Genomic DNA, 21,690 nt, shown 5'->3' on the forward strand with positions numbered 1-21,690 from the left:
AGAGTATTCAGTATAGCAAAGTTTATATAGATACTTCGCCCTTAACTCTTTGGTGCTGTACATGCTTTCCAAACACCCACTCGACTTGCCTGTTGGCAGGAAGCTGACTAGGGAAGAGGTTGCAGAGGCTCTTAGGCTTGCTGTAATAGCCGAGCTTGACGCTATCAACCTCTATCTACAGCTTGCCAGAGCCATTGAAGACGAGAAGATTAGAAAGGTTTTCGAGGACATTGCCAAAGAGGAGAAAACACATGTTGGCGAGTTTCTAGCGGTTTTAAAGTCTTTGGATAGCGAGCAGGTTGAGGAGCTTAGAAAAGGTGCTGAAGAGGTCAGTAGGTTAACTGGACTTGAAGTTAAGGATCCTCCAAATAATGGCTCTGAGGATGTGTGGAAGGGTGTTTTGGATGTTATTGCAAAGACTGTTGACTCTGTTAGGATCTTTAGAAAGTACCTGCCTGTAACAGTTGTTGGCAGAGGTGTTGACGGAGTTCCGCTAGAGGCTGTTGGCTCTGGCACCAGAGTTGTGATACCCTTGGAGGAGATAAGCGTTGAGTTTAAGGTTTCGCAGAGATCTGTTGACTATGGAGAGGTCTACAAGCTTCCTACAGAGCTTGGCGATGGCTATAGAGCTGCTGTAGAATTCGCCTCAATGGAGGATAGATTCATACTCGAAAAGCTGCTGAAGCTCTCAAACACTATAAAACTCGATATTGGTAGCTGGGACGAGCCAGGACAAGCACTGCGAGAGGTTTCAGAAGCTATATCGAAAATGCTTGGAGGTGGTGTTAGAGAGCCATTCATATTATTCGTAAGTCCTGCTAGATATGCAAAGCTGTTGGCTGTTCACGAAAGGACAGGCGTGATGGAGATAACAAGGATTAAAGGCATTGTGAAAGAAGTTGTTGCCACACCGATACTACCAGATGATACAGCACTACTTGTATCTGCCAACCCATATGTTCTAGATGTTGTCGTTGGCGTGGATACAAAAATAGACTATCTCGGACCTGAAAACGGCTATCACAAACTGAGGATATGGGAGACAATAGCTGTTAGACCAAGAATGGAAAAGGGAATTGCAGTACTGAAGCAGGTAAAGTAGTGCTCATCAGCCTTGAAACACCTCATCACATATCAATCAGTGTTCACAGCCATCATCACAGCAGCTGTTTTCCAATCAAAATTTTTAATATTTTAAAGCATATATTTCTCTTGATTAAAATGGGCATCATCGAGGATATTGAGAAGAGGATTCTAAGGGCAATGATAATCTTCGTGGTTTTGCCTCCCACACCAATTATAATAGCCGTCATAATTTTTTCATATATACTGAAAAGCATTAGCCTATTGCTAAACACATTGATTATTTTAACACCTATCATAGCATTATTCACAATTTTGAAGATATGGCTATGGAAAACAACATATATTGAGCCCATCAAGAATCTTGAGAAACACATAAAGAATTTGAAGAATCTGGGATATCAAATAGACGACTCTACATATGTTGTTCTCCCTATAAACACAGCTGTTATCACAGTCAAAAGCTATAGCGATATACCGAAAAACCATGTATACAAGGTGGCAGCTGTAGAGACTGGGAGAAGAGGATACATAGCATTAATAGGCATTGCAAATGAAAATAACCAGATATATGATCTAACCAAGGTGAGGCCGCAGTAAAACAGCTGAGGATCTCTACACATCTAGCTGTTTTCGATAATGCTTATTAGAGTATGTTGTGTCAAGGTATTGCTGTAGATGATGAGTTCAAGACGGAATGACCAGTGATTGAAACTCCCCGACCTGATCAAAAGGCTATTGTATGTTGGCATGTTTTAGGTTGTGATTTGCTCTACAAGATATAAGTTTTGTTGTTGCTATACATGAATGTGTATTTTATGAGTTTCGCTAGATATGCTGCAATTGTCAAGAATTTGAGGGGTGTTGTTCTAGCCGATATTGATGAGGATGGTGTTTGGAGTAGTGTTATGTGGCTTGTTAACCGGTTTAGGTATCGCGATCTTGGGATTGTACCAAGTGTTGTTAAGAGGTATAGGAGTTTGTTGGAGAGGTACTTGAATGGGAATCCATTTAGAGAGCTTGTTTCTCCGACAGACTCTATCCAGATTTTTATAGAGAGGTTGGGGAGGGCATCTGGTCTTCCGCTAGAGGTTGTAGAGCTTTTGGCTCTATCATCAGCATATATATCGCCTGCTATTGTCATAGGCAATAAATATTCTGGGTATTTGAAAGAGATTTCGACAGATGTTGTCAATGTGTGCAAAGATATGGATACAAATTCTTGGAAGCTTCATCTGAGAATAGCTGACTATACTATTCTAGACCTCTATGAGGCTAGTGTTGGAGAGGTCTTAAACGCCATTGAGAAGGGGGTGTCGAGACAGCTTCTAGAGAAGATTTCGGATGGTAGAAGAGGTGTTATAGAGGCTGATAAGAAGAGGTATTGGAGGATAGCATGCGATAGTGGAAAGCCATTTCTATACTACATAGACATGGTAAACATTGTGCTTAGATACGATGTGTACAAAGATCTTGTTGCAGACCATGCTGCATGCCTATCGATAGTACCTGTAGTTATGATCCCGCCAAACATGAAATAGCTGTAGGGCTGTATGAAATGGGTGTAGAGGTTTTCTACACAACCGAAGACATAGATGTTAGGAAATGCGTTGAAGCTGCAATTGTAGAGATACTCAATCTAAAGATAGTTGATGAACGCGATATAGCCCTGCCAGACTGGCTATTCGATCAACGCAGAAAACAGTATAGAGCTGAGGAGGTTCTAGACTACATAGCTACACTAAGAAAATATGAGAAAACATATGTGTTTGGAGTCATAGATGCCGATGGCTATGTAAAAGGGCTCAACTTTGTCTTTGGAGTGGCATATCCACATATGGGAGCTGTGGTGTTTCTACAGAGACTGAAGACACAATCAAAAGAATTGTTTTTGTTGAGAACAAGAAAAGAGGTTCTACATGAGCTAGGCCACGTACTTGGATTAGAACATTGCAAACAATTTGGGTGTGTAATGAACTTCAGCAACTCGGTCTTCGAGGTAGATATGAAGAGAGATGCTTTTTGCAAAAAATGTGCCTCAAAGCTTAGCGAATTCGGTGTAGTGGTAAATCCTAGACATGTTCTAATCTAAACATATTGCAATAGCTGTTTAGACGAGCTTGACTTTTCATGACTGTGAAACATAATCTGTATCTACAAAAACATTTATATATAAGATCCAATGATTTTATTTGGTGAACACGAGGTGTGGTATCCATGGCTAGATATAGGGTTGTAGTTGATAGAGTTACATGTATTGCATGTGGTGCTGCTCCAGCTACATGCCCTGAGATATTTGAGCTTGGGTCTGACAATGGGAAGAACAGGGTTGTTGAAAAGTATAGTGTTAAAACAGATGATAGTGTTTCCATAGGGGAGATACCCGAGGAGCTGTACAGTTGCGCCAAGGCAGGAGCTGATGTGTGTCCCGTTAACGCTATAAAGATCGAGAGAATTGAGTAGGGGCTAGCCAATGTCTGATAAAGATGTTTGTTCTAGATGCATATTTTTTAAACCAAATATCTATTATCCTTATATAGGCTATTGCATCATCAAAAAAGAGACAAGGTTCTATGAAGAGCCTGCTGTTTGCGAGTCTTTCAGACCTTCTTCTATTGATGAGCTTAAAAAAGCTCTAGAAGCGCAGGGGTGGCTATATTGTGTGAATTGCAGGAAGGTTATCCACGATGTTGAGGAGCTGGAGAAGCATGTTAGAGAACACCTTGTTTCTACTGGGATAGTTATAGATGAGGCTGTGGCCGAGGAGGCTCACTCTGTTGACTGATAACAGTGCTAAGGGTTGAGCAAATGCCGCGTGAAGGCTTGTCTATGATTCTTGGGGGTCCTCAGGGGGCTGGCGTAGAAACCTCTATGACTGTTTTGGCAAGAGCCCTAGCTCGGAGAGGCTATGGTGTCATAGCTGATAGAGAGTACTTCTCGAATATAACAGGGCGCCACAGCTATATCCACATGTATGTGTCTGCAAAGTCTTTGCCCAGATCTCTGAGATACCCCGTCGACATCTTGGCTGCCATGGATGCTGAAACAGTGTTTACCCATATAGACGACTTGGGTGAGAGGGGGTATGTCATCTACGATACAGGGGTTCTGCAGAAAAAGCTTGATGAGATACCCAGTATGGAGGATGTGACTAAGAATAGGGTTAGAGAAGAGCTTAGGAGACTTGGTGTAGAGCCTGTAGTCGAGGATGTGCTGAATTTTCTTAGGGACAGTAAAGGCGCTGGGATTATCGGCATCAGCTTCGCTGATGTTCTGAAAACGCTTATGACTAAACACAAGGTTGATCCTAGAAGAGCTTCGAGATATGTTAGCGGTATCATAGTCTCTGCTGTAGCTGTTCTTCTAGGCCTTGATGAAGAGTCGATTAGATGGTCCTTCTCTATCCAATTTGCTGGTAGAGAAGATCTTGTAGCTCAGAACATGGATGTGCTAAAGTTTGTCGAGGAGCGTATGAGAAGCTTTAGGGGTGTGGCATCACTTGAGAAGCCTTCTAATAGCTACAGCAAGTTGATGGTTGCCACAGGCAATGATGTTGTTGCCATGGGCAAGATTGTGGGCGGTCTTAGGTACCAAAGCTACTATCCAATAACACCCGCTGCTGACGAGAGCTTCACTATAGAGAAATACGAGTTTTCAGAGGTTGACGGGGTTTCTGTTGGCCCTATAATAGTTATGCAGACAGAAGATGAGATAGCGGCTATATGCTCAGCTATAGGTGCTGCTCTAACAGGTGCTAGAAGCGCTACAGCCACAAGCGGCCCTGGCTTTGACTTGATGGTTGAGGGGCTTTCCTGGGCAGGTGCAAACGAGGTTCCGGTGGTGATAACATACTATCAGAGGGGAGGGCCTAGCACTGGCCAGCCCACTAGAGGAAGTCAAAGCGATTTATTCAACGCTTTGTTTGCTGGGCACGGAGAGTTCGCGAGGGTTGTTATAGCCTCTGGAGATCATGAAGAGGCTTTTTACGATGCTATAGAGGCTTTCAATATAGCTGAGAGATTTCAGGTACCGGTCATACACCTTCTAGACAAGTTCTTGGCCAATACCGTGAAGACTGTTCCCCTCCCAGATCTTAACAAGGTAAAGATATTTAGAGGGGATATATCTAGCGGTGGACTAAACTACAAGAGGTTTGATCTAAGCAAGCTAATCTCTCCAAGAGCTTTCCTAGGAACGCCAGACACAGTTATGTGGTATGCAGGCGACGAGCATGATGAGCTTGGGCATATAGTTGAGGATCCAGAGAATAGAGTCTCTATGTACTCAAAGAGGATAGAGAAAATGGATCTTATTTTGCGTGAACTCCCCCCGGAGAGAAAATTCAGTTTGCATGGCATTGACAAACCCGATTTCCTGGTCGTTGGCTGGGGATCCGTTAAAGGGGTTGCTCTAGATGCTCTAGAGACTCTAGAAAAAGATGGTTTGAAAGGGGCCTACCTAAACCTAAAACTGCTGTGGCCTTTCCCACTAGATGACGTCTCGAAGATCCTCTCCTCAGTCTCTCTAGACAGGGTTATAGCTGTTGAACACAGCTACGGTGTTCAAATAGCCAGGCTCATATCCATGGGCACAGGTATGAGGATTAGAAAAACAGTAGCCAAGTTCACAGGCAGACCCATAACACTAGATGAGCTTGTAGACGCTCTCAAAAGAATACTGCTTAACAATGTTGATAGGGTGGTGCTAAAGCATGGTGCCTAGATCCTATAAAACAGATCTATGGATTGACTGGTGCCCTGGCTGCGGAAACTTCGGTATTCTAACAGCTGTTGTAAAAGCTTTTGAAGAGCTTGGGCTAGACCCATCAAAAACTGTGATAGTTTCTGGCATAGGATGTTCAAGCAAAATACCACACTTCGTAAATGTTAACGGGGTTCACACAATCCATGGCAGGGCAATCGCCTTCGCCACAGGCATAAAACTGGCTAACCCAGAGCTAACAGTTGTTGTCCACGGTGGAGACGGGGACCTTCTGGGGATAGGAGCTGGACACTTTGTCACATTGGGTAGAAGAAACCTCGATATTGTTGTCATTATGCATAACAACGGTGTTTACGGACTTACAAAGGGTCAGGCCTCGCCAACACTACCCATGGGTGTGAAGACAAAGGCTTTGGTCAAGCCGAATATCCAGCAGGCACTAAACCCCATAGCACTGGCTATTTCAGCAGGCTACACGTTCGTGGCAAGGGGCTATGCATTTGATAGTGAACACCTCAAAAATCTAATCAAGATGGCTATAGAGCACAAAGGAGCTGCTTTTATAGATGTTCTACAGCCGTGCGTCACATTCAATGACGTGTTTACAGCTGAGTACTATAGAAAGAGGGTGTATAAACTGGATGAGCAACCGGAGTGGAATCCAGTTGCGGAGAAGCCAGAGGAAAGAGTAGAGAAGATGATCAAGGCTATTGAGAAAAGCTTTGAGTGGGGAGAGAGAATACCAATAGGGATCTTCTATATAGACAAAACCCAGAGCACCCTAGAAGAGAGATACTCGCAAAGAATCCCCTTGTATCCCTCAATACACCCAGCCAAATCAAACATAACTAGAGATGTTGACAAACCGCTAATCGATAACAACATGTTTGAGAAGATATTCAAAGAGTACATAGTCGATGTGGAGCACATCTAAAATCTTGGCTATGAGAATATGCCTACCTTTTCAACACCCCAATCCCACTAAATACGCTAAAATTCCCTAGATATGCTGGCTTTAGATGAGCTAAAGAGCCTCTAACATTGACAGTATTCTTAAATAACTATAAAGGGTTGCAACATGTGTGTACACATATTGTTGCCAATAGCTTCAGCTCTATTTTTATTAGAGTCTATTGTAGTGTTAGCTCATAACTTTCCTTGGATTGTGAGGCTGTGGAGGCTTAGAGTACATCATTTGAGGCTTTTCAGAGACGATCTGCCCATTCTAATAGTATCTGATATCCATCTAGGCAATAGAGATAGTTTGGGCAAGGATGTTCTTAGAATTGCTTCGAAGCGTGGTTTTCATACACTTGTCATAGCTGGAGATTTGCTTGACAAGAGAACTCTATTCAGCGACAAGATCTTCGATCTTCTCGAAAAATTTCTTGTGGGGAACATTAGAAATGTTCTCTATGTACCCTCATCGTCTAGCCACGATATCAAGCCCCTGCCCACTGGCCCAATATCGAGGCAACTCAATGGCAAGAGAGTTGTGGTGGTTCCCGAGGTGCTGGCTTTATCTGTAGACGGATGTGTTGGAAGTTTGTATATAACGCATGGCGACTATTCGTCGAGGAATGGTATATTCGCTCACATAATTGATGCAATAACTTTGAAAGTTTTTTCTAAGCCTTTCACAGGAACCATTCTCAGAAAGATTCTTGAGACCGGCGACGTCGACTGGGTTATTCATGGCCATAGCCACTTAGCAGTACATTCACAAAAACTTAGGATTGTCGATACCGGGTGCTGGGTAAAGAGACCACATGAATCTGTGCAGAGAGCGTTTGCTGTTGCTACATGTAGAAATGGTGTTGTGGAGGTTGATTTGATCAGGATATGAAACTTGAGATGTGTCTGTGGATACCTAGGAATAATTGGGTTGGAAAAAAGATTATTTGGAGAGTATCGCCTCGAACACATCTTTGTCTACTTCATCTACTGTTGGTATCCCCAACACCCTAGCAGCCCTTTCTGTTAGTGCTGCTACATCCGATCTGTCTAACAGCCACAGCTTATACTTTCTCTGCCCAGCCATCAAAATCTTTATTCCTACTGCAATTTTTGTGAAGTATGTGTATAGACCTATTGCACCCGATTTCAGCAGCTTCTCATAGTTTGATGCTCCATATCTTGCCACAATCTCTGGGGCTGCCACGAAGAACTGCTCTGGCTTTGTGCCATACCTTTTAGCGAAGTCTGGTGGTAACGCACCTTTTTGGGCAAGCTCTAGGAAGTACTTTGACTTCATGACAGCTGTTATTGGTGCTCGGGCCACTGCAACTGCTTTAACGTATGGCCCTTCCCCAAAGTTGCTGAGGGCAATGGCCTTGACTATTTGGTGCTCGTTCGAGAAGCCGCCAGCCATTGCAATGTCTGGTATGTGCATACCCCTCTTCTTCATTATGTTGCATGCTTTTAGAACCCAGGCCTCCATGTATAGTGTTGGAACGCCGCTTTCATTCATCATTGGTATTGGTGACATTCCTGTTCCTCCGCCAGCACCATCAAATGTCACACCATCTGCTTTAGCCTCTGAGGCTAGCTTTAAAACAAATGCTATTTCTGCTGGTCTATATGTGCCAGTCTTTATCCATATCCTCTTAACACCCATTGATCTGAGCTTGTCTATCCTCTCTAGGAAGTGCTGCGGGTCTGGCTTAGCTATTCTGCTATGCCTTTCAAACGTCTTTATAGCACCAAGCTTGTATGCCTCTTGAACGTTTTTGTCTTCTGGGTCTGGAATAACGATGTAGCCTCTTCTCTTAAGCTCTATAGCCCTATTAATATCGCTTACCCTTACCTCACCACCTATAGATTTTGCTCCCTGGCCAAACTTCTTCTCAATTGTGTTCACCTCTAGCTTAGATGCAGCATATATGTCAACCCCCATCATCTCGTCTTCAACATTTGTCTGAACGGCTATGTCTCCATGTCTACCATCCCAAAACTCTCTATATGTCCTAACCCTGTACTCCATATCCTTAGAGCTGACAACCTGGCCATTTGAAAACACAGCCTCTTTGTCCATGCCACACACATTTTCTCCAACAACCATTGCTGTACCAGATATCGCAGCTCCATATGCAAGTCCATCCCAATTCCTCTTGGCCACATCAGTAGAGCCAAGCGCAGCTATAAACACTGGTATTCTTAAATCGACACCACCATACCTTGTGGAGACATCGACATTTTCAAATATCATCTTATCTGGTATGGGCTCAACACCAAACACTTGGGATAGTCTCGGCATCAACTGTACATCTGACCAGTCTAGGCCAAAGTCCTTGTTGGCTGCTGCTGTACTCGCACCGAACTCTTCTGGCTCTGGATACAGCACCTCCCTGCCTCTGAAAGCGGCTTTGCCAATATCACATAGTATAGGGCAGCTGTATATACATAGTGAGCAAATTCCGCTTAGAGGCGTTATATCGGGGCTTCTAGTTCTTGTGCCAGCCAGTAGACTGCTATTCTCTGTTGGAAGCTTTTTCTCAGGCATGTCTATCCGCCGATTTTGAACCAAATCTTGATCTACAATTATAAAAACTTTGCTATTGATTAGATTTTTATTTCTATTAAAATATGCTTATATGTGTTTATACCATATTAAACACTGGTTTTAACCTCCGCAAAATACTACCTAAATTTGATAACACTAAAATATTGGTAGCCAAGACATATACAAGAATGTGAAACCATGGGAACAAAACTCGCCTTGTACATTGCCCTCCCCTCTGTAGATGCGCTACTACGTGATTCGAGAAAGTTTGACGCTTTGGTTTCACTATTGAAGCGCTTGGGTTTTGAGAAGGTCTATCTTGAGAACTATAGAGACGGTAAGCTGCTGAGCGAGGGTGAGATGGCCAGAGTTAGAGACATGTTTGAGAAGGAGTTTAGGGTTGCTGGTGGTGTTGCTATAGGTACTTGGGGGCCTGGCATGGGTAGAAACGCCGATTTTTGGAGTGTCTGTGCTTGTATAGATGATGAGAGGAATGTTGGCTTATTTGAAAAGGCTGTTGCTCAGCAGGCTAAGGTGTTTGACGAGGTTCTAATCGATGATTTCTGGGCCAACTGGTGCTATTCCAACGAAGGGGTTGAATATCTCAACAAATCATTTGGTGTTTCACTAACACTATCTAGTTTGAGAAGGCTTTTGATGGTTGATGACGAGGTTAGGAGGCTGTGGTCAGAATACTCAAAAACTCTTCTAGCCAATGTATCGAGGAGAATATACAATAGTGCCAAGGCTGTTAACAACAATGTTAGAGTTGTTTTGAAGGTTGCTGAGTGGCGCGAGCATTTTCTGCATAGAGGTCTTGACCTGCCACTCATGGCAAAGATATTCGATGGTATATATGTTGGTACAGAGTCTAGAGAGGGAACAAAGAGATTTGGATCTCTTTTTATAATAGACTATGTAAGAGCATTTGTGGGAGAGAAGCTCAGAGGCGCGTGGTTCGATTCGTACAATGGGCTTGGAATACCTACTACAATGGCTCCAGAAACATTTGAGGAGCAGCTGTGGTATAGCTTTCTAGGCAAAGTCGATGAGATAACATTTTTCCAGGGAACAGAATACATAGATTTTGTCGTTGACGAGTATAAGCATGATATGAAGAGTCTCTTCATATTAGATGAGAGCAGAAGAGAGCATATAGCACATGTTGAGAGGAGCTTACCTCTTCTAAGATCTGTTGAAAACCTGTTGACTGAGGAGAAGATCGGTGTTGTCTCCCCAGCTATCCAACCGACTTGGAGCGATCCATACGATGGATACATAGAAGATGTTCTCGGGTCTATGGGAATACCATTAACAGCCAAGCCCATTGACAAGCTGAGGCAAGGAGATGTTGTTTTGGTGAAAAGACATGTTCTTAGATATGTGGATATATTCGATCTGCTGAGGAAGGGGGTTAACATCGTCTTAACAGCCGCGGCAACAGAGAGCATTGCCAGAGGTGCTCTAGGTTATGATGCTATTAGTGTTGTGGGTGCTGATATGGATGAGCCGATTCTTCATAGCGTTGTCGAAGCTGTGGCCTTCACCGATGGGAAAACCTATGCTGATAGAAGTCATAGAAGACCTTATGTATATGCCTTTGGCCCTGTCTTAAAAATGGATAGAAGTGCTAGCATCAGGGTGCTTCTATATGGTGTTGATGAGAGGGGCTGGAAATACCCAGCGATTTACGTGGTTGACCATGGAAATGCGAAAGTGGTTGTCGCTACCATAACCAGAAACTCTCTGGCATACCTACACCAGTTCCCAGAGATAGCTAGGCAGGCACTAAGAGACGCTCTATACAGTTTCATTGGCGTTAAGATAGAGTCTAGAGCTCGTGACCCCAATTCCAATGAGACTTCGGATATAGCTGTAGTTGTGTACAGGTCTAGGAGCATCGCCTTAGTGAACAACAATCTGTATAACAACTACCTTGGTCTTGTAGTCAACAAGAAGATGCTTGGCATATCCAATTTTGCTGGCTTTGAACTGGGTGCGGCGAAGGCGGTTGATGCTGAGGATGTTGGTGAGGAAATTAGGATTGGTATAAAGATTGCTAGACACTCTTTTGATCTAATAAAATTTGAATAGTAAAGATTTTTCCATTTCTGTTATGCCAGCGTCCCTCCAGAATTTTCCAACCACTGTTTCTAGCCCTTGAGGCTTCTCTCGCTTAGCCACAGCTCTATATACATTTTTGCAGGTGTTATATAGTCAGAAGCTGTTTCCCTGCCATTCAAAACCTTTATAACAAGCTTGTAGAACTCTTTCACACAACACATCAAATTTGGACTGAGAGGTGGCTAAGCTTTATATTTATGTACAGTGTTTTACATGTAATAGAGGAGGCTGTGAATCTATGTCTGCGGATATATCGATTGATTTTGGGAAAGAGGTTTTGGATAGGGTGCTAAAGAGAGGTGTTGAGGAGGGTTTGGTTAGGCTTCAGGAGAGGAGCTATGAACTGATAGTGTTTGATAATGGTGTTCTTAGAAGCTATGGCATATCCAAGGTTGTTGGCATTGGCATACAAGTCTTTGTGAATGGTTTTACAGGCTATAGCTACACATCCTCACTGTCTTTGGACAGCATTGAAAACGCTGTTGATAGGGCCATCAAAAACGCTAAGGCGTTGGCAAATGTTGCGAAGCCGCGGAGGTTTGCCGAGGTCTCTGGTGTGAAGGGCTTCTATAGAACGGGTTATGCTGAAGACCCATTTGCTGTTGATCCTTCCGACAAGATTTCGCTTGTTAGAGACCTTAACGTTGGGAGCATGAGGTTCTCCAACATCGTTTCTGCTGTCACTAGATTTGCTTGTGAAAGGGATAGGAGGGTTGTTGTTTCTAGCAGAGGTGTAGAGGTTTTTAACGAGGTTACAGCAGTTGGCTTAAGCCACATGGCTGTTGCCAGATCTGGCGAAGTTATGGAGAGAGTCTACGACCAGAAAACATTTGTTGGCGGTTACGAGCATGTTAAAAGATTTGATTGGCATGGCTTCGTGGATGAGGTGAACGATCTTGCTGTGAAGGCTTCTCAGGCCAGGGCCCCAAAGGCTGGTGTTTATAGAGCTGTTATCGACAATGAGTTGATAGGACTTATGCTCCACGAGGCCTTTGGACATGCATCTGAGGGTGACCTTGTTCTCTATAACGCATCTGTTTTGAGGGGTAGAATAGGTGAGAAGGTTGCTAGCGAGCTTGTGACCATAGTTGACGATGGTCGTGTTGATGGTGGCTACCCCGTATACTACGATGATGAAGGTGTTGAGAAGAGGCAGACAGTTGTTGTTGAAAGAGGTGTTTTGAGAAGGCACTTGAGTAGCAGGTATGTTGCTGGGGAGCTGGGAATCGAGCTGACTGGAAATGCACGTGCACAGGACATAACATTCAATGCTATTGTGAGGCAGACAAACTTTTATATGCTTCCAGGTGATGCAAAGGTTGAGGAGCTTTTCGAAGGGGTTTCCGAGGGGATATATCTGAGGGGCAGAGGGGCTATGGGGGGACAGGTAGACCCTTCGATGGGGACATTCACATTTAGTGTAGGGCCCTCATACACAATCAAAAATGGTGAGGTTGACAAGCTTGTCAGAGGTGTTACGGTATCTGGCAACATACTAGATGTTCTGAAGAGCGTTGAGATTGTTGCAAACGATCTGAAGGTTTCTACAAGCGTTTTTGGTGGTTGTGGAAAATCATCCCAGCTTGCAAGAGTTGGTGATGGAGGGCCACATGTAAGAGTGGCCAAGATTGTTGTGGGTGGTGAGTAGACATGGACTTGATAGACATGGTTGTAAATGGTGTTAGAAAAGCGGAGCAGCTAGGGGCATCGGAGGCTGAGGTGTACATCGTTAGAGAGTATTCAACGTCTATAACTGGAGATAGCAGGGGTGTGGAGTCTGTATTAAGCGGAGAATCTATAAGCGCGTTTGTGAGGGTTGTTATTGGGAAGAGGCTGTCTGTGCAAGGAGCAATGATGTCAAAGCCAAGTGACATTGAAACGCTTGTCGAAAATGCTGTTAAGATTGCTAGGGCATCTCCCGAGGACCCCAACTGGGTTTCGCTTCCAAAGAGAATCTCCTCATCGCAGATAATGGACATTGTTGATGAGAAGGTCAAAAGTCCTGATATAGAGTTCTATACACAGATTGTTAAGGAGGCTCTTGGAAAGCCTAGCGAGATAAGCAGAAATGTCTTAGTTAATCAGGCAGGGGTCTCGCTGTCGTTTAGCGAGAGGGCTATTGGGAACAGCTACAGCTCCCCCATATCCTATGAGAAAACAGATTTTGTGTTTGGCATAGAGGTTAAAGCTGTTGGAGAGGGCTCTGAGTCTAGCTTCCACAGCTACTACAACGCGCCAACCCTAAAAGAGTTTAAGATGGATAAAGTTGTTGAAGAGGCTACAAAGATCGCTTTGTCAACCCTTAAGGCGAAGCCCGTTGAAACAGGTGTCTACAAAGTTGTGTTCACCCCAAGGGTTTTCGCATCAATTCTACAAGCACTTATAGTACCTGCTGTCAGAGCTGATATGGTGCAGAAGAAGAGGTCTCCACTAGCAAACAAGCTATTCTCTGAAGTGCTATCACAACAGCTAACAGTTATAGACGATGGGGCAGCTCCAAACATGCCTGGGTCGGGGCCGTTCGACGATGAGGGTGTGGCAACGAAGAGGAAAACAGTTTTTGATAGAGGTGTTCTGAGAACATATCTATACGATACATATACAGCTAACATCGATGGCAGGGAGAGCACCGGAAATGCTAGGAGATCGGGTTCATCTAATACATTTCCAGACGCCACAAACATTATTGTGCTCCCAGGGACAGAGCCCCTAGATTCCATTATAAGAGATGTTAGAAGAGGTATAATAGTCTATGGAACCATAGGAGAGTGGCTATCGAATGCTGTTAGCGGTTTTCTCAACGCAACTGTAACACATGGTCTACTAATAGAGGGTGGCGAGATCAAACAGGCTGTTAAAGGCGTTGTCATATCTGGTGATATATACAAGATACTCAAAGACAATTTGATCGGCATTTCAAAAGAATTCGACGCAGTTTCAAACTATTTGGTGCCTGCCATAGCTGTTGACGGGGTAACCGTTGCTGGTGAGGGTAGTGGACAGCGTTTTTAGGAATGAGCTTAGAAACAGGATATGGAGAATCATGGAGGAGAGGAACATAGCTAGGTTCCCCAGACCAGTGTTCGGCAGGATACCAAATTTTGTTGGTGCGGAAGACGCTGCGCAAAGACTTGTCCAATCCGATCTATTTAAGAAGGCTGCGGTAGTCAAGGTGAATCCCGATGCTCCGCAGAAACCCGTTAGAGAAGCTGTTTTGAAAAGCAACAAAGTTTTGGTCATGCCAACACCCAGAATCTCCAGGGGTTTCCTACTTCTAGACCCCAAGAAGATAAGCCCAAACCTCTATACAGTTGCATCAACAATCCAAGGCGCTTTCAAATATGGAACATTTGTAGACCCCCAAGACCTTCCAGAGATAGATCTGATTGTTGCCGGCTCTGTTGCTGTCAGCATCTATGGCGAGAGACTTGGAAAAGGGGAGGGATACTCAGAACTCGAATACTCAATACTAAGAGAATTCGGCAAAGCCTCTGAAGAAACCCCTATAGTAACAACTGTACACGATGTACAAGTTGTTGAGCACCACATACCCCTAGCACCATGGGACTTCACAGTAGACTACATATTCACACCAACAAAAACAATGAAATGCCTGGGCGAAAAGCGAAGACCGCCCGGAATAATGTGGGAGCATCTATCAAAAGAAAAGATAGAGTCTATACCAATACTCAAAAAACTAGCACAGCAAAGAAATGCTATGGCAAGCCAACAGGTTTAGTTGTAACTGGCTTTCAAATATTTATTTTAACCACATCCAAGGCGCTTCTAATCGCCTTTCATGGACATGTTCTGCAGAATTTTGAAAGAGCCAACGAATTGGTAATTGTTGTTAGAATCGTTTAAGAGAGTCATAGAGTATCCTTTCACAGCTTGTAGAAGAATACCTATGATTAAAATGTTTTATAAGAGAGAAGAACCTCTAAATATTTGGAATGAAGTATAACAGTCGAGGCGATATGTCAGTGGGTTACAGAAAAGAACTTATACTAGCATTATTTTTATCGATTCTGTTTACCATTGCGCTCCTCTATACAATATCCGAGGTTACATTGATACTCGACAAAGTTCTCCAACGGTACTTCCCAGAAGCTTATTGGGATCCAGAGGAGAGGAACAAGATACTCAATATCCTAAGACCAATAGGCTATACCGCTTTCGTAGTAACCGTTGCTCTAATACTCTTGGGTTTTGCTTTAAAGAAAGGCTTAATATCTTTAGCAGGGTCTCTAGCCATGTACCTGCCGATCTTTGGCTACTTCGCCGGTGCCATGTTCATCCTGACGGGGTTGGGGGCTCTAAGGGCTCTATGGCTACCAATTCTTGACTACTCACCAAAGCTACTAAAACTAGGTTGTATAGTCTACCTACCCCTTACATTTGGTAGGATCAGTTTAATTTCAACATTTTTAATGTTCGTAGGCATATTCATCTTTGTCCTGGGCTCTACAACTTGGCTCTATGGCAAGTTCAAAGGATGTACAGTCATAGACTTCTGGATATACAGATATAGCAGGCACCCTCAATATCTTGGCTTTATAATATGGAGCTATGGACTACTAATAGAAGTTAGCATACGTGGTTACATAAAGGGGGCTTTTACAACGCCACCAGCTATAATATGGCTCATCTCAACAGATGTAGTGATAGGAATTGCGATGATGGAGGAGATAGAAATGGTTAAGAAGTATGGCGAGAAATATGAGGAGTATCGCAGAAAAACACCTTTCCTAATCCCCTTGCCAAAGCCACTAGCAAAAGCAGTAACAATGCCGATGAAACTCCTCGGAGGATATCCTCCAAAGAACCTAAAGAGCGTAACATTAACTATATTGCTCTACACCCTCATAACAATAGCTGTGAGCTGGCCTTTGCTAGTTCTTAACCTTTGCTAGGAACATTACAAGCAATTGTTGCTGGAAATAGCGAGAGATAATCGAGGAAACATATGGGGTAACATTACGGTCATATTATAGAAGAAATGTGAATTCAAATGATGTGGAGACCGTGCTGAAGTAGCAAATACATGGTCAAGTGCTTTACAGATATAGAGAGGGCTAGGGTTCAAAAGCTCTGCAATGAAGGGTATAGCAATGCAATCGGGAATATTCAAAATGTGAAGTATTATCCTGACTTGAGCTCCCTCCCAATCTTTCTAATCTCATAGTCGTTAAAGAACCTCCCGATGAGCTCAACAATAGAGTCTAAAACCTTTACACTATCCAAAGTGTTTTCAACTATTATCAAGAACCTGTCATGAGATGTTATAACGGCTTTGACGCTCTTTCTAATCCACGGATCTCTATCCATAAGCTCCTTCAACTCTTTTCTAAGTAGATGGGCAACAATGCCAGGGTTTCTACGCTCAATCTCTACGAACATCTCTATTCAGTAAAGAGCATACTTTAGAGAGGCTAATATTACACAGCTAAAATTGGTCTCAGATCTCAGTGTCTGTTAAGCAGGTAATATAGGAGTTAATGTTCTATTTATACCAGATCCACTGATATTCTACAGGCAGATAACCAGAAAGTCTTTTATAGTTCTGCAAAAGAACCTCTATTCGATGAACATCCATGGAATTGGGTATAAAAGATATTTTATGGGATTTTGCTATTGCGATACCTCTATTCATATACGTCATGCTTATAGTGTCTATCGTGACAAAACGTTTATATGACTATATGGTTGGGAGGGGGGTTAAGAGAAATGTTGCTGTTTACTACAATAGAAAGATTATACATGTTTCGACAGGTGGGGTTATAGCGCTTCTAGTTCCAATGATATTCAGAGAGCCTTTCACACCATTTGTCTTCGCCCTCATACTAGCGGTAATAACTCTGTATCCGCATTTGAAGGGAAGTGAATTAAGCTGGTTTCAAACAAAGGACAATGCATATGAGGTGAATTTCTGTATTGCTTGGGGATCCTCTATCCTTGTCCTGTGGCTCTACTTCAACAATGCATGGATATCTATTTTGCCGGCTCTCTTCATATCAATAGGCGATGCTGTTACAGGTGTTGTGAGAAACGCTATATTTGGCAAAAGAACAAAGCATTGGATTGGAAACCTAGCAATGGCTGTAACCACGATACCGATAGGCTATAGCCTAGCGGGAATCCCAGGCGCAATAGCAGGTGCCCTTGCAACAATAGCAGAGAGGTTTGAGTTTGGCTACATAGACGACAACATACTGATAACAATAATCTCTACAGCAACCCTAATAGCCGCTAAGAGTTTACATTACTTCTCGTGAATTCTAATTACTTTTAATCACTTTCTTCTATCACCACCACCTTAACTTTCTTTCCGTGCAGCTTTGATAGCTTTTCTTGGTATTCCTTCGGTGGGTATATTAGGAACTTCCCCATGGTTTTAACAATCTTTGTCTCAAATACATATATTGAGACCATAGCACACCCTCTGCTAATGTTGGGATACAAAAGCTTGTAAATATGTATTCTAAATGCTTAAACTGGTGAACACCCAATGAAGGCGTCTATCCACCTAATCAGTAGGTGGATGCCTGAGGGTACATACTACAAAGCCTTTAAGGCAGATGCTGAGGTTGTTGATGGAGATGCAAATGACTTGCTGTAGGACTTGGCGATATGTAGTAGACAAGAAGTTTCTATGGAGTGGCTATTAGAAATGTTGAGGAATGGGTATAGCAATGTAGATGAAAATATGTTAAAGAAAGATCTTGTTAGTGCATTGTGTCAATTGTTTATGTACGGATATATCGAAGTTGATGGGAAGTCCATAGTAGATTTTTATTTTAATAGAGATATAAGGATATAATTAGGGATGAAAATAGGTAAGGATTAGGCGAGAGGATTGCGTTTAAGGCGTTCTCATATACTATTGCTAACAATGATGCTGGTGGTTATAGCCCTTATTCTAGTAGTAGTGTGTATAGCATTTGTAACGCATTTCCACGTAGTTGCAATTATACTTGGATTAGTTCCTGCAATTATTGTAGCAATTACATTGATACCTCTACTACGCCATTTCATGGACATTCCCATAGACATAGAAGTAGATTTTAAGAATAGAAAAGTTATCACTAAGACTAGGCGTGGTACTAAAGAGTATACTTACAATAGCATTGAATGTGTGAGAACGGGTAGATACCTTAGTGTGAGGGTGTTTGGCTTGGGCTTCCCTGGAATCGCTGTCGGCCTATTCACTTCTATAGATGGCTCTACCGTCTATGCGTATACCGATACTAAGCTAAGTCTTTTGGTAGAGACTGTTGATGGTAAGAAGTATTTGTTTTGGCTTCCAGAAAACCTTAGGTATCTGTGTAGAGGTGTAGAATAGTGATGAGGTCTAGAGCTTTAGTGCCTTAATATCCAAAGAGATTGGGTATCTCAAGAGATCGAGGCAACCGGTCTTTCTGCTAGTCTTTGGGGTTCTGATAACTCTATTTCTGATCGTGCCGGTGTATCTTAGCCGTGGTATGCTACTCACATCAGTATCGCGAGCATTGGCTATTCAATATCTTAATAGACTTGCTGAGCTGATGGGCATACCCCACAGTTCTGTAAAAAGCATCGACCCAGATCTGCTGATGGTTCTCTCAGCTGTGTTAATACAGCTACCTCTAGGTACGTCAGCGCCTCTGGGCTATGCCATAGCATACCTATTTATATCGCAGTCATGGCAATTGGAGAAGCTTTTAGGCACGGGAGAATATATATTGGCAACACCTATTTCGAGAAGGTGCTTGGTTGCCAGCAAAATAGTTGTGGGGCTCGTAATTGGGGTTCTAGTCTGCATCTCTTCGAGTATGGCGATACTTCTGTTCGTAGAGTACATAGTGATTGCTACGCTCTCTACTGTGTGAACTCCAACATATGTCATTACCGAGTTACTATTTCTCTATCCCCTCAGCTTGGTGTTTCTTGCATGTGGTATAGGAACAGTTGCAGGTGTCAAAGGCAGTAGGGGTACGGTTCAAGCAGGCGCACTTCTACTTCTAATACCTTTGATAAGCACATTTCTGCTCCCGATAGCAGATATAGCTACATTGGTGAGACCCTGGATTCTCTGCCTATCGACAGGACTGGCCCTCATAATCGTATCTATCTACTATGCAGACAGACTTGTCACTGGCAGAGATCTAATAGCAAATATTGGGTGAGATATGTTGAGCAACGCTGTTGAGGTTGGAGGACTTTATGTAGGTTATGACAGATATAACTATGTATTGCAAGACATATCCTTCGACGTCCCCAGGAACACCATATGCGTTGTTGTAGGGCCTAACGGGTCTGGAAAATCAACACTATTTCGCACTATTGTAGGTGTGTTAAGACCTGCCAAAGGCTATGTGAGGGTTCTGGGTATGGATCCCTGTCTAGACGATGTTAAGAAACTTATTGGCTATCTCCCCGAGGGATCTAGGGTATACCCTATGCTTTCTGTATGGGAAAACCTAGAGTTTTTCGCTAAGATATACGGTGTAGATCTTGATAGGGTAAACCAAGTTCTCGAAGCAATGAAGTTGGGTAGCTATAGGAATAAGTTAGCGGGCTCTCTAAGCCAAGGCCTTAGAAAGAGATTGGCGCTTGCCAGAGCTATAATGCATAGTCCAGAGGTGCTTGTTCTCGACGAGCCTTTCACAGAGCTAGATATTGAAAGCCTAGGTATTGTTAGAAACATTATTAGGGAATACATCGAGGTCTATGGGCGCACAGTGATACTGTCAACACATAGAAACGAAGAGATAGAAATGATGAGCTCTTTAAGTCCTAACATGAAGCTAGTTATACTAAAGAATGGCAAGCTCATTAGTACATATACATACGATGAGCTAAGATCACACACAAGAAATGTCGAGGTCATTATAAGGTTTCCCAGCGAACAGACAGACAAAGCCGTTGCCGTCTTGGAGATGGAGAACATCGATATAGTTGAAAAACACCCTGGTTTCATAATAGTTCGAGTTGACAATCTATTAAATGATGTCCCACGCATAATAAAGATGTTGAACGCTATGAACATCAATGTGTATGAAGTAAAACCATTGAGAACAGCTTTAGAGTCGATGTTGGAACTACTCCTTGTAGAAAAATAAATTGTTATAAGCAGTTTATACGAAGAATTATACGAAGAACCTCAATAGCTAAGGCAATCGAATATGACGTCCCAATAGTTGTTGTAGACCCAAGAAACACGTCATCGATTTGCCCAAAATGCATTTCCAAACTAACCTATACACATAGACTAGCGATTTGCAGAAAATGCGGGTTCAAAAGAGACAGAGACTCTGTTGGAGCCATAAACATCTGGATTAGGGCACTCCAAGCGTATGCGGGGGAGCCTGGGTCTCCCCAAAGAGCCCCTACGATGAAGGGTGAAACCCGACAGAGCAGGGGAAAAGAGATGAGGGGATGAAGCAAGTAATCAGAAGTATTCAAAAGCAATTAAAAGCATCATTTAGACCCGAACCCTTAAAAACTGGTTGCCCTAGAACACTTAGAGATGACTGCGATCTCCGATTCTGAATAGTGATGAGGCCCCGCAGTGAGGAGATTGTCTACTAGATTGTTGCTAGCTCAATTTATCAATATTATGAAATAATTTTGCAAACTCTGTATATTGCTATTCTATTGAATCTGGGACAAAGTGGATTGATATATGGTAACTGTGGCAGCGCATTTATTAATACAATACCTAATGTAATCATAAGCATTAAATTAGATTTATGAATTACTCTGTATTGTGAGGAAGATATGGATCTTCGTGAAGCTGTACAAAGGTTTGTAGTTAATGTAGCTAGAATTGCTAGATATATTGTCGAGGTCTTAGAAGCTACCTTGATATTGATTATTATTGGACTTACCCTGATTGCAATGATATATATTTTTAAAGATATAACAAGTCTTAGAGTTGAAAGTGCTTGGAATGAAATTAATTTAATTGTAACCGATGTTCTAGTTGCTATAATACTTATTGAACTTACCCGTAGTTTCATCATATCTTCTATAGGGAGAGAGCGTTTTTTAGAGGGATTCATCGAACTTGCCATAATCATACTCGTTAGAGAGATAGCAATAGGTGTACTATCTGGAAATGTCCTAGCCGCTTTAATGGCTTCAGGAGGGGTATTATTTCTAGCTACTAGTCTTTGGATAATCAAAGAAAAGGTTAAGAAATTAAAAGAAGGAGAATAGCAGTATTTGCTGTAATTAAACTTATATTCTGTGATTTTGCGAAGAATTTGATGTGATGT

26 protein-coding genes are annotated in these 21,690 nt (G+C 42.7%); 22 read left to right on the forward strand and 4 right to left on the reverse strand.

The window, feature by feature from the left end; all coding sequences use genetic code 11:
• Window positions 1–61: 61 nt before the first annotated feature.
• The 9 genes from QW284_04140 (at window position 62) to QW284_04180 (ending at window position 7,651) form a co-directional block, all read left to right on the forward strand.
• On the forward strand, window positions 62–1,102 hold the full coding sequence (locus tag QW284_04140) for a family 1 encapsulin nanocompartment shell protein (GenBank protein ID MEM0338858.1): 1,041 nt from the start codon (window positions 62–64) through the stop codon (window positions 1,100–1,102).
• Between the two features lie 119 nt (window positions 1,103–1,221).
• Window positions 1,222–1,683 carry a hypothetical protein gene (locus tag QW284_04145; protein ID MEM0338859.1) on the forward strand — a complete coding sequence of 154 codons (462 nt, stop codon included), beginning with the start codon at window positions 1,222–1,224 and terminating at the stop codon, window positions 1,681–1,683.
• 218 nt (window positions 1,684–1,901) lie between these two features.
• Window positions 1,902–2,624: a hypothetical protein gene (locus tag QW284_04150; protein MEM0338860.1), complete on the forward strand. Its 723-nt coding sequence runs from the start codon at window positions 1,902–1,904 to the stop codon at window positions 2,622–2,624.
• Window positions 2,625–2,641: 17 nt separating this feature from the next.
• On the forward strand, window positions 2,642–3,175 hold the full coding sequence (locus QW284_04155) for an archaemetzincin family Zn-dependent metalloprotease (GenBank protein MEM0338861.1): 534 nt from the start codon (window positions 2,642–2,644) through the stop codon (window positions 3,173–3,175).
• A gap of 125 nt (window positions 3,176–3,300) precedes the next feature.
• A complete protein-coding gene (locus QW284_04160; protein ID MEM0338862.1) occupies window positions 3,301–3,546 on the forward strand; it encodes a ferredoxin in 246 nt (81 codons plus the stop codon).
• A 10-nt stretch (window positions 3,547–3,556) separates the two neighbouring features.
• Entirely contained in the window at window positions 3,557–3,868 is a 312-nt protein-coding gene (locus QW284_04165; protein MEM0338863.1) for a hypothetical protein, read from the forward strand.
• A 23-nt stretch (window positions 3,869–3,891) separates the two neighbouring features.
• Window positions 3,892–5,805, forward strand: coding sequence for a 2-oxoacid:ferredoxin oxidoreductase subunit alpha (locus tag QW284_04170; protein ID MEM0338864.1), 1,914 nt, complete (start codon window positions 3,892–3,894; stop codon window positions 5,803–5,805).
• Window positions 5,795–6,739: a 2-oxoacid:ferredoxin oxidoreductase subunit beta gene (locus QW284_04175; GenBank protein MEM0338865.1), complete on the forward strand. Its 945-nt coding sequence runs from the start codon at window positions 5,795–5,797 to the stop codon at window positions 6,737–6,739. The genes QW284_04170 and QW284_04175 overlap by 11 nt, the downstream gene beginning before the upstream one ends.
• A 144-nt stretch (window positions 6,740–6,883) precedes the next feature.
• Entirely contained in the window at window positions 6,884–7,651 is a 768-nt protein-coding gene (locus QW284_04180; GenBank protein ID MEM0338866.1) for a metallophosphoesterase, read from the forward strand.
• 51 nt (window positions 7,652–7,702) lie between these two features.
• Here QW284_04180 and QW284_04185 read toward each other — a convergent pair whose 3' ends face one another.
• Window positions 7,703–9,307, reverse strand: a complete 1,605-nt coding sequence (locus tag QW284_04185; GenBank protein ID MEM0338867.1) for a glutamate synthase-related protein — start codon at window positions 9,305–9,307, stop codon at window positions 7,703–7,705.
• A gap of 198 nt (window positions 9,308–9,505) precedes the next feature.
• Here QW284_04185 and QW284_04190 point away from each other — a divergent pair, with 198 nt between their 5' ends.
• Window positions 9,506–11,401, forward strand: a complete 1,896-nt coding sequence (locus tag QW284_04190) for a hypothetical protein (protein MEM0338868.1) — start codon at window positions 9,506–9,508, stop codon at window positions 11,399–11,401.
• Between the two features lie 59 nt (window positions 11,402–11,460).
• Here QW284_04190 and QW284_04195 read toward each other — a convergent pair whose 3' ends face one another.
• Window positions 11,461–11,583: a hypothetical protein gene (locus QW284_04195; GenBank protein MEM0338869.1), complete on the reverse strand. Its 123-nt coding sequence runs from the start codon at window positions 11,581–11,583 to the stop codon at window positions 11,461–11,463.
• Window positions 11,584–11,669: 86 nt separating this feature from the next.
• On the opposite strand from QW284_04195, the gene QW284_04200 reads away from it, so the two are divergent.
• From QW284_04200 to QW284_04215, 4 genes are all read left to right on the forward strand, one after another.
• A complete protein-coding gene (locus QW284_04200; protein MEM0338870.1) occupies window positions 11,670–13,079 on the forward strand; it encodes a TldD/PmbA family protein in 1,410 nt (469 codons plus the stop codon).
• A 2-nt stretch (window positions 13,080–13,081) separates the two neighbouring features.
• Window positions 13,082–14,443 (forward strand): TldD/PmbA family protein, encoded by a 1,362-nt coding sequence (locus QW284_04205; protein MEM0338871.1) that lies wholly within the window; start codon window positions 13,082–13,084, stop codon window positions 14,441–14,443.
• Window positions 14,427–15,170 carry a 5-formyltetrahydrofolate cyclo-ligase gene (locus tag QW284_04210; GenBank protein MEM0338872.1) on the forward strand — a complete coding sequence of 248 codons (744 nt, stop codon included), beginning with the start codon at window positions 14,427–14,429 and terminating at the stop codon, window positions 15,168–15,170. Before QW284_04205 ends, QW284_04210 begins: the two co-directional genes overlap by 17 nt.
• A 244-nt stretch (window positions 15,171–15,414) precedes the next feature.
• The gene (locus QW284_04215; GenBank protein MEM0338873.1) at window positions 15,415–16,344 is read left to right on the forward strand and encodes a DUF1295 domain-containing protein; all 930 of its coding nucleotides are present in this window, start codon (window positions 15,415–15,417) and stop codon (window positions 16,342–16,344) included.
• 229 nt (window positions 16,345–16,573) lie between these two features.
• On the opposite strand, the gene QW284_04220 is transcribed toward QW284_04215, so the two are convergent.
• On the reverse strand, window positions 16,574–16,831 hold the full coding sequence (locus QW284_04220; protein MEM0338874.1) for a hypothetical protein: 258 nt from the start codon (window positions 16,829–16,831) through the stop codon (window positions 16,574–16,576).
• Between the two features lie 194 nt (window positions 16,832–17,025).
• Between QW284_04220 and QW284_04225 the strand changes: the two genes are divergently transcribed.
• Entirely contained in the window at window positions 17,026–17,706 is a 681-nt protein-coding gene (locus tag QW284_04225; protein ID MEM0338875.1) for a dolichol kinase, read from the forward strand.
• Window positions 17,707–17,719: 13 nt separating this feature from the next.
• Here the strand turns inward: QW284_04225 and QW284_04230 are convergent, their stop codons facing one another.
• On the reverse strand, window positions 17,720–17,863 hold the full coding sequence (locus QW284_04230; protein ID MEM0338876.1) for a hypothetical protein: 144 nt from the start codon (window positions 17,861–17,863) through the stop codon (window positions 17,720–17,722).
• A gap of 190 nt (window positions 17,864–18,053) precedes the next feature.
• On the opposite strand from QW284_04230, the gene QW284_04235 reads away from it, so the two are divergent.
• The 7 genes from QW284_04235 (at window position 18,054) to QW284_04265 (ending at window position 21,631) form a co-directional block, all read left to right on the forward strand.
• Entirely contained in the window at window positions 18,054–18,251 is a 198-nt protein-coding gene (locus QW284_04235; protein ID MEM0338877.1) for a hypothetical protein, read from the forward strand.
• 36 nt (window positions 18,252–18,287) lie between these two features.
• Entirely contained in the window at window positions 18,288–18,773 is a 486-nt protein-coding gene (locus tag QW284_04240) for a PH domain-containing protein (GenBank protein MEM0338878.1), read from the forward strand.
• Between the two features lie 121 nt (window positions 18,774–18,894).
• Entirely contained in the window at window positions 18,895–19,299 is a 405-nt protein-coding gene (locus QW284_04245; protein MEM0338879.1) for a hypothetical protein, read from the forward strand.
• A 48-nt stretch (window positions 19,300–19,347) separates the two neighbouring features.
• Complete coding sequence (locus tag QW284_04250) at window positions 19,348–19,596, forward strand: hypothetical protein (protein MEM0338880.1); 249 nt, start codon at window positions 19,348–19,350, stop codon at window positions 19,594–19,596.
• 6 nt (window positions 19,597–19,602) lie between these two features.
• Complete coding sequence (locus tag QW284_04255) at window positions 19,603–20,532, forward strand: ABC transporter ATP-binding protein (protein MEM0338881.1); 930 nt, start codon at window positions 19,603–19,605, stop codon at window positions 20,530–20,532.
• A gap of 107 nt (window positions 20,533–20,639) precedes the next feature.
• The gene (locus tag QW284_04260) at window positions 20,640–20,852 is read left to right on the forward strand and encodes a zinc ribbon domain-containing protein (GenBank protein MEM0338882.1); all 213 of its coding nucleotides are present in this window, start codon (window positions 20,640–20,642) and stop codon (window positions 20,850–20,852) included.
• A 338-nt stretch (window positions 20,853–21,190) separates the two neighbouring features.
• The gene (locus QW284_04265) at window positions 21,191–21,631 is read left to right on the forward strand and encodes a phosphate-starvation-inducible PsiE family protein (protein MEM0338883.1); all 441 of its coding nucleotides are present in this window, start codon (window positions 21,191–21,193) and stop codon (window positions 21,629–21,631) included.
• Window positions 21,632–21,690: the final 59 nt, after the last annotated feature.

Origin of the sequence: Ignisphaera sp., assembly GCA_038735125.1 — an archaeon.
Classification (GTDB): Archaea; Thermoproteota; Thermoprotei_A; order Sulfolobales; family Ignisphaeraceae; genus Ignisphaera.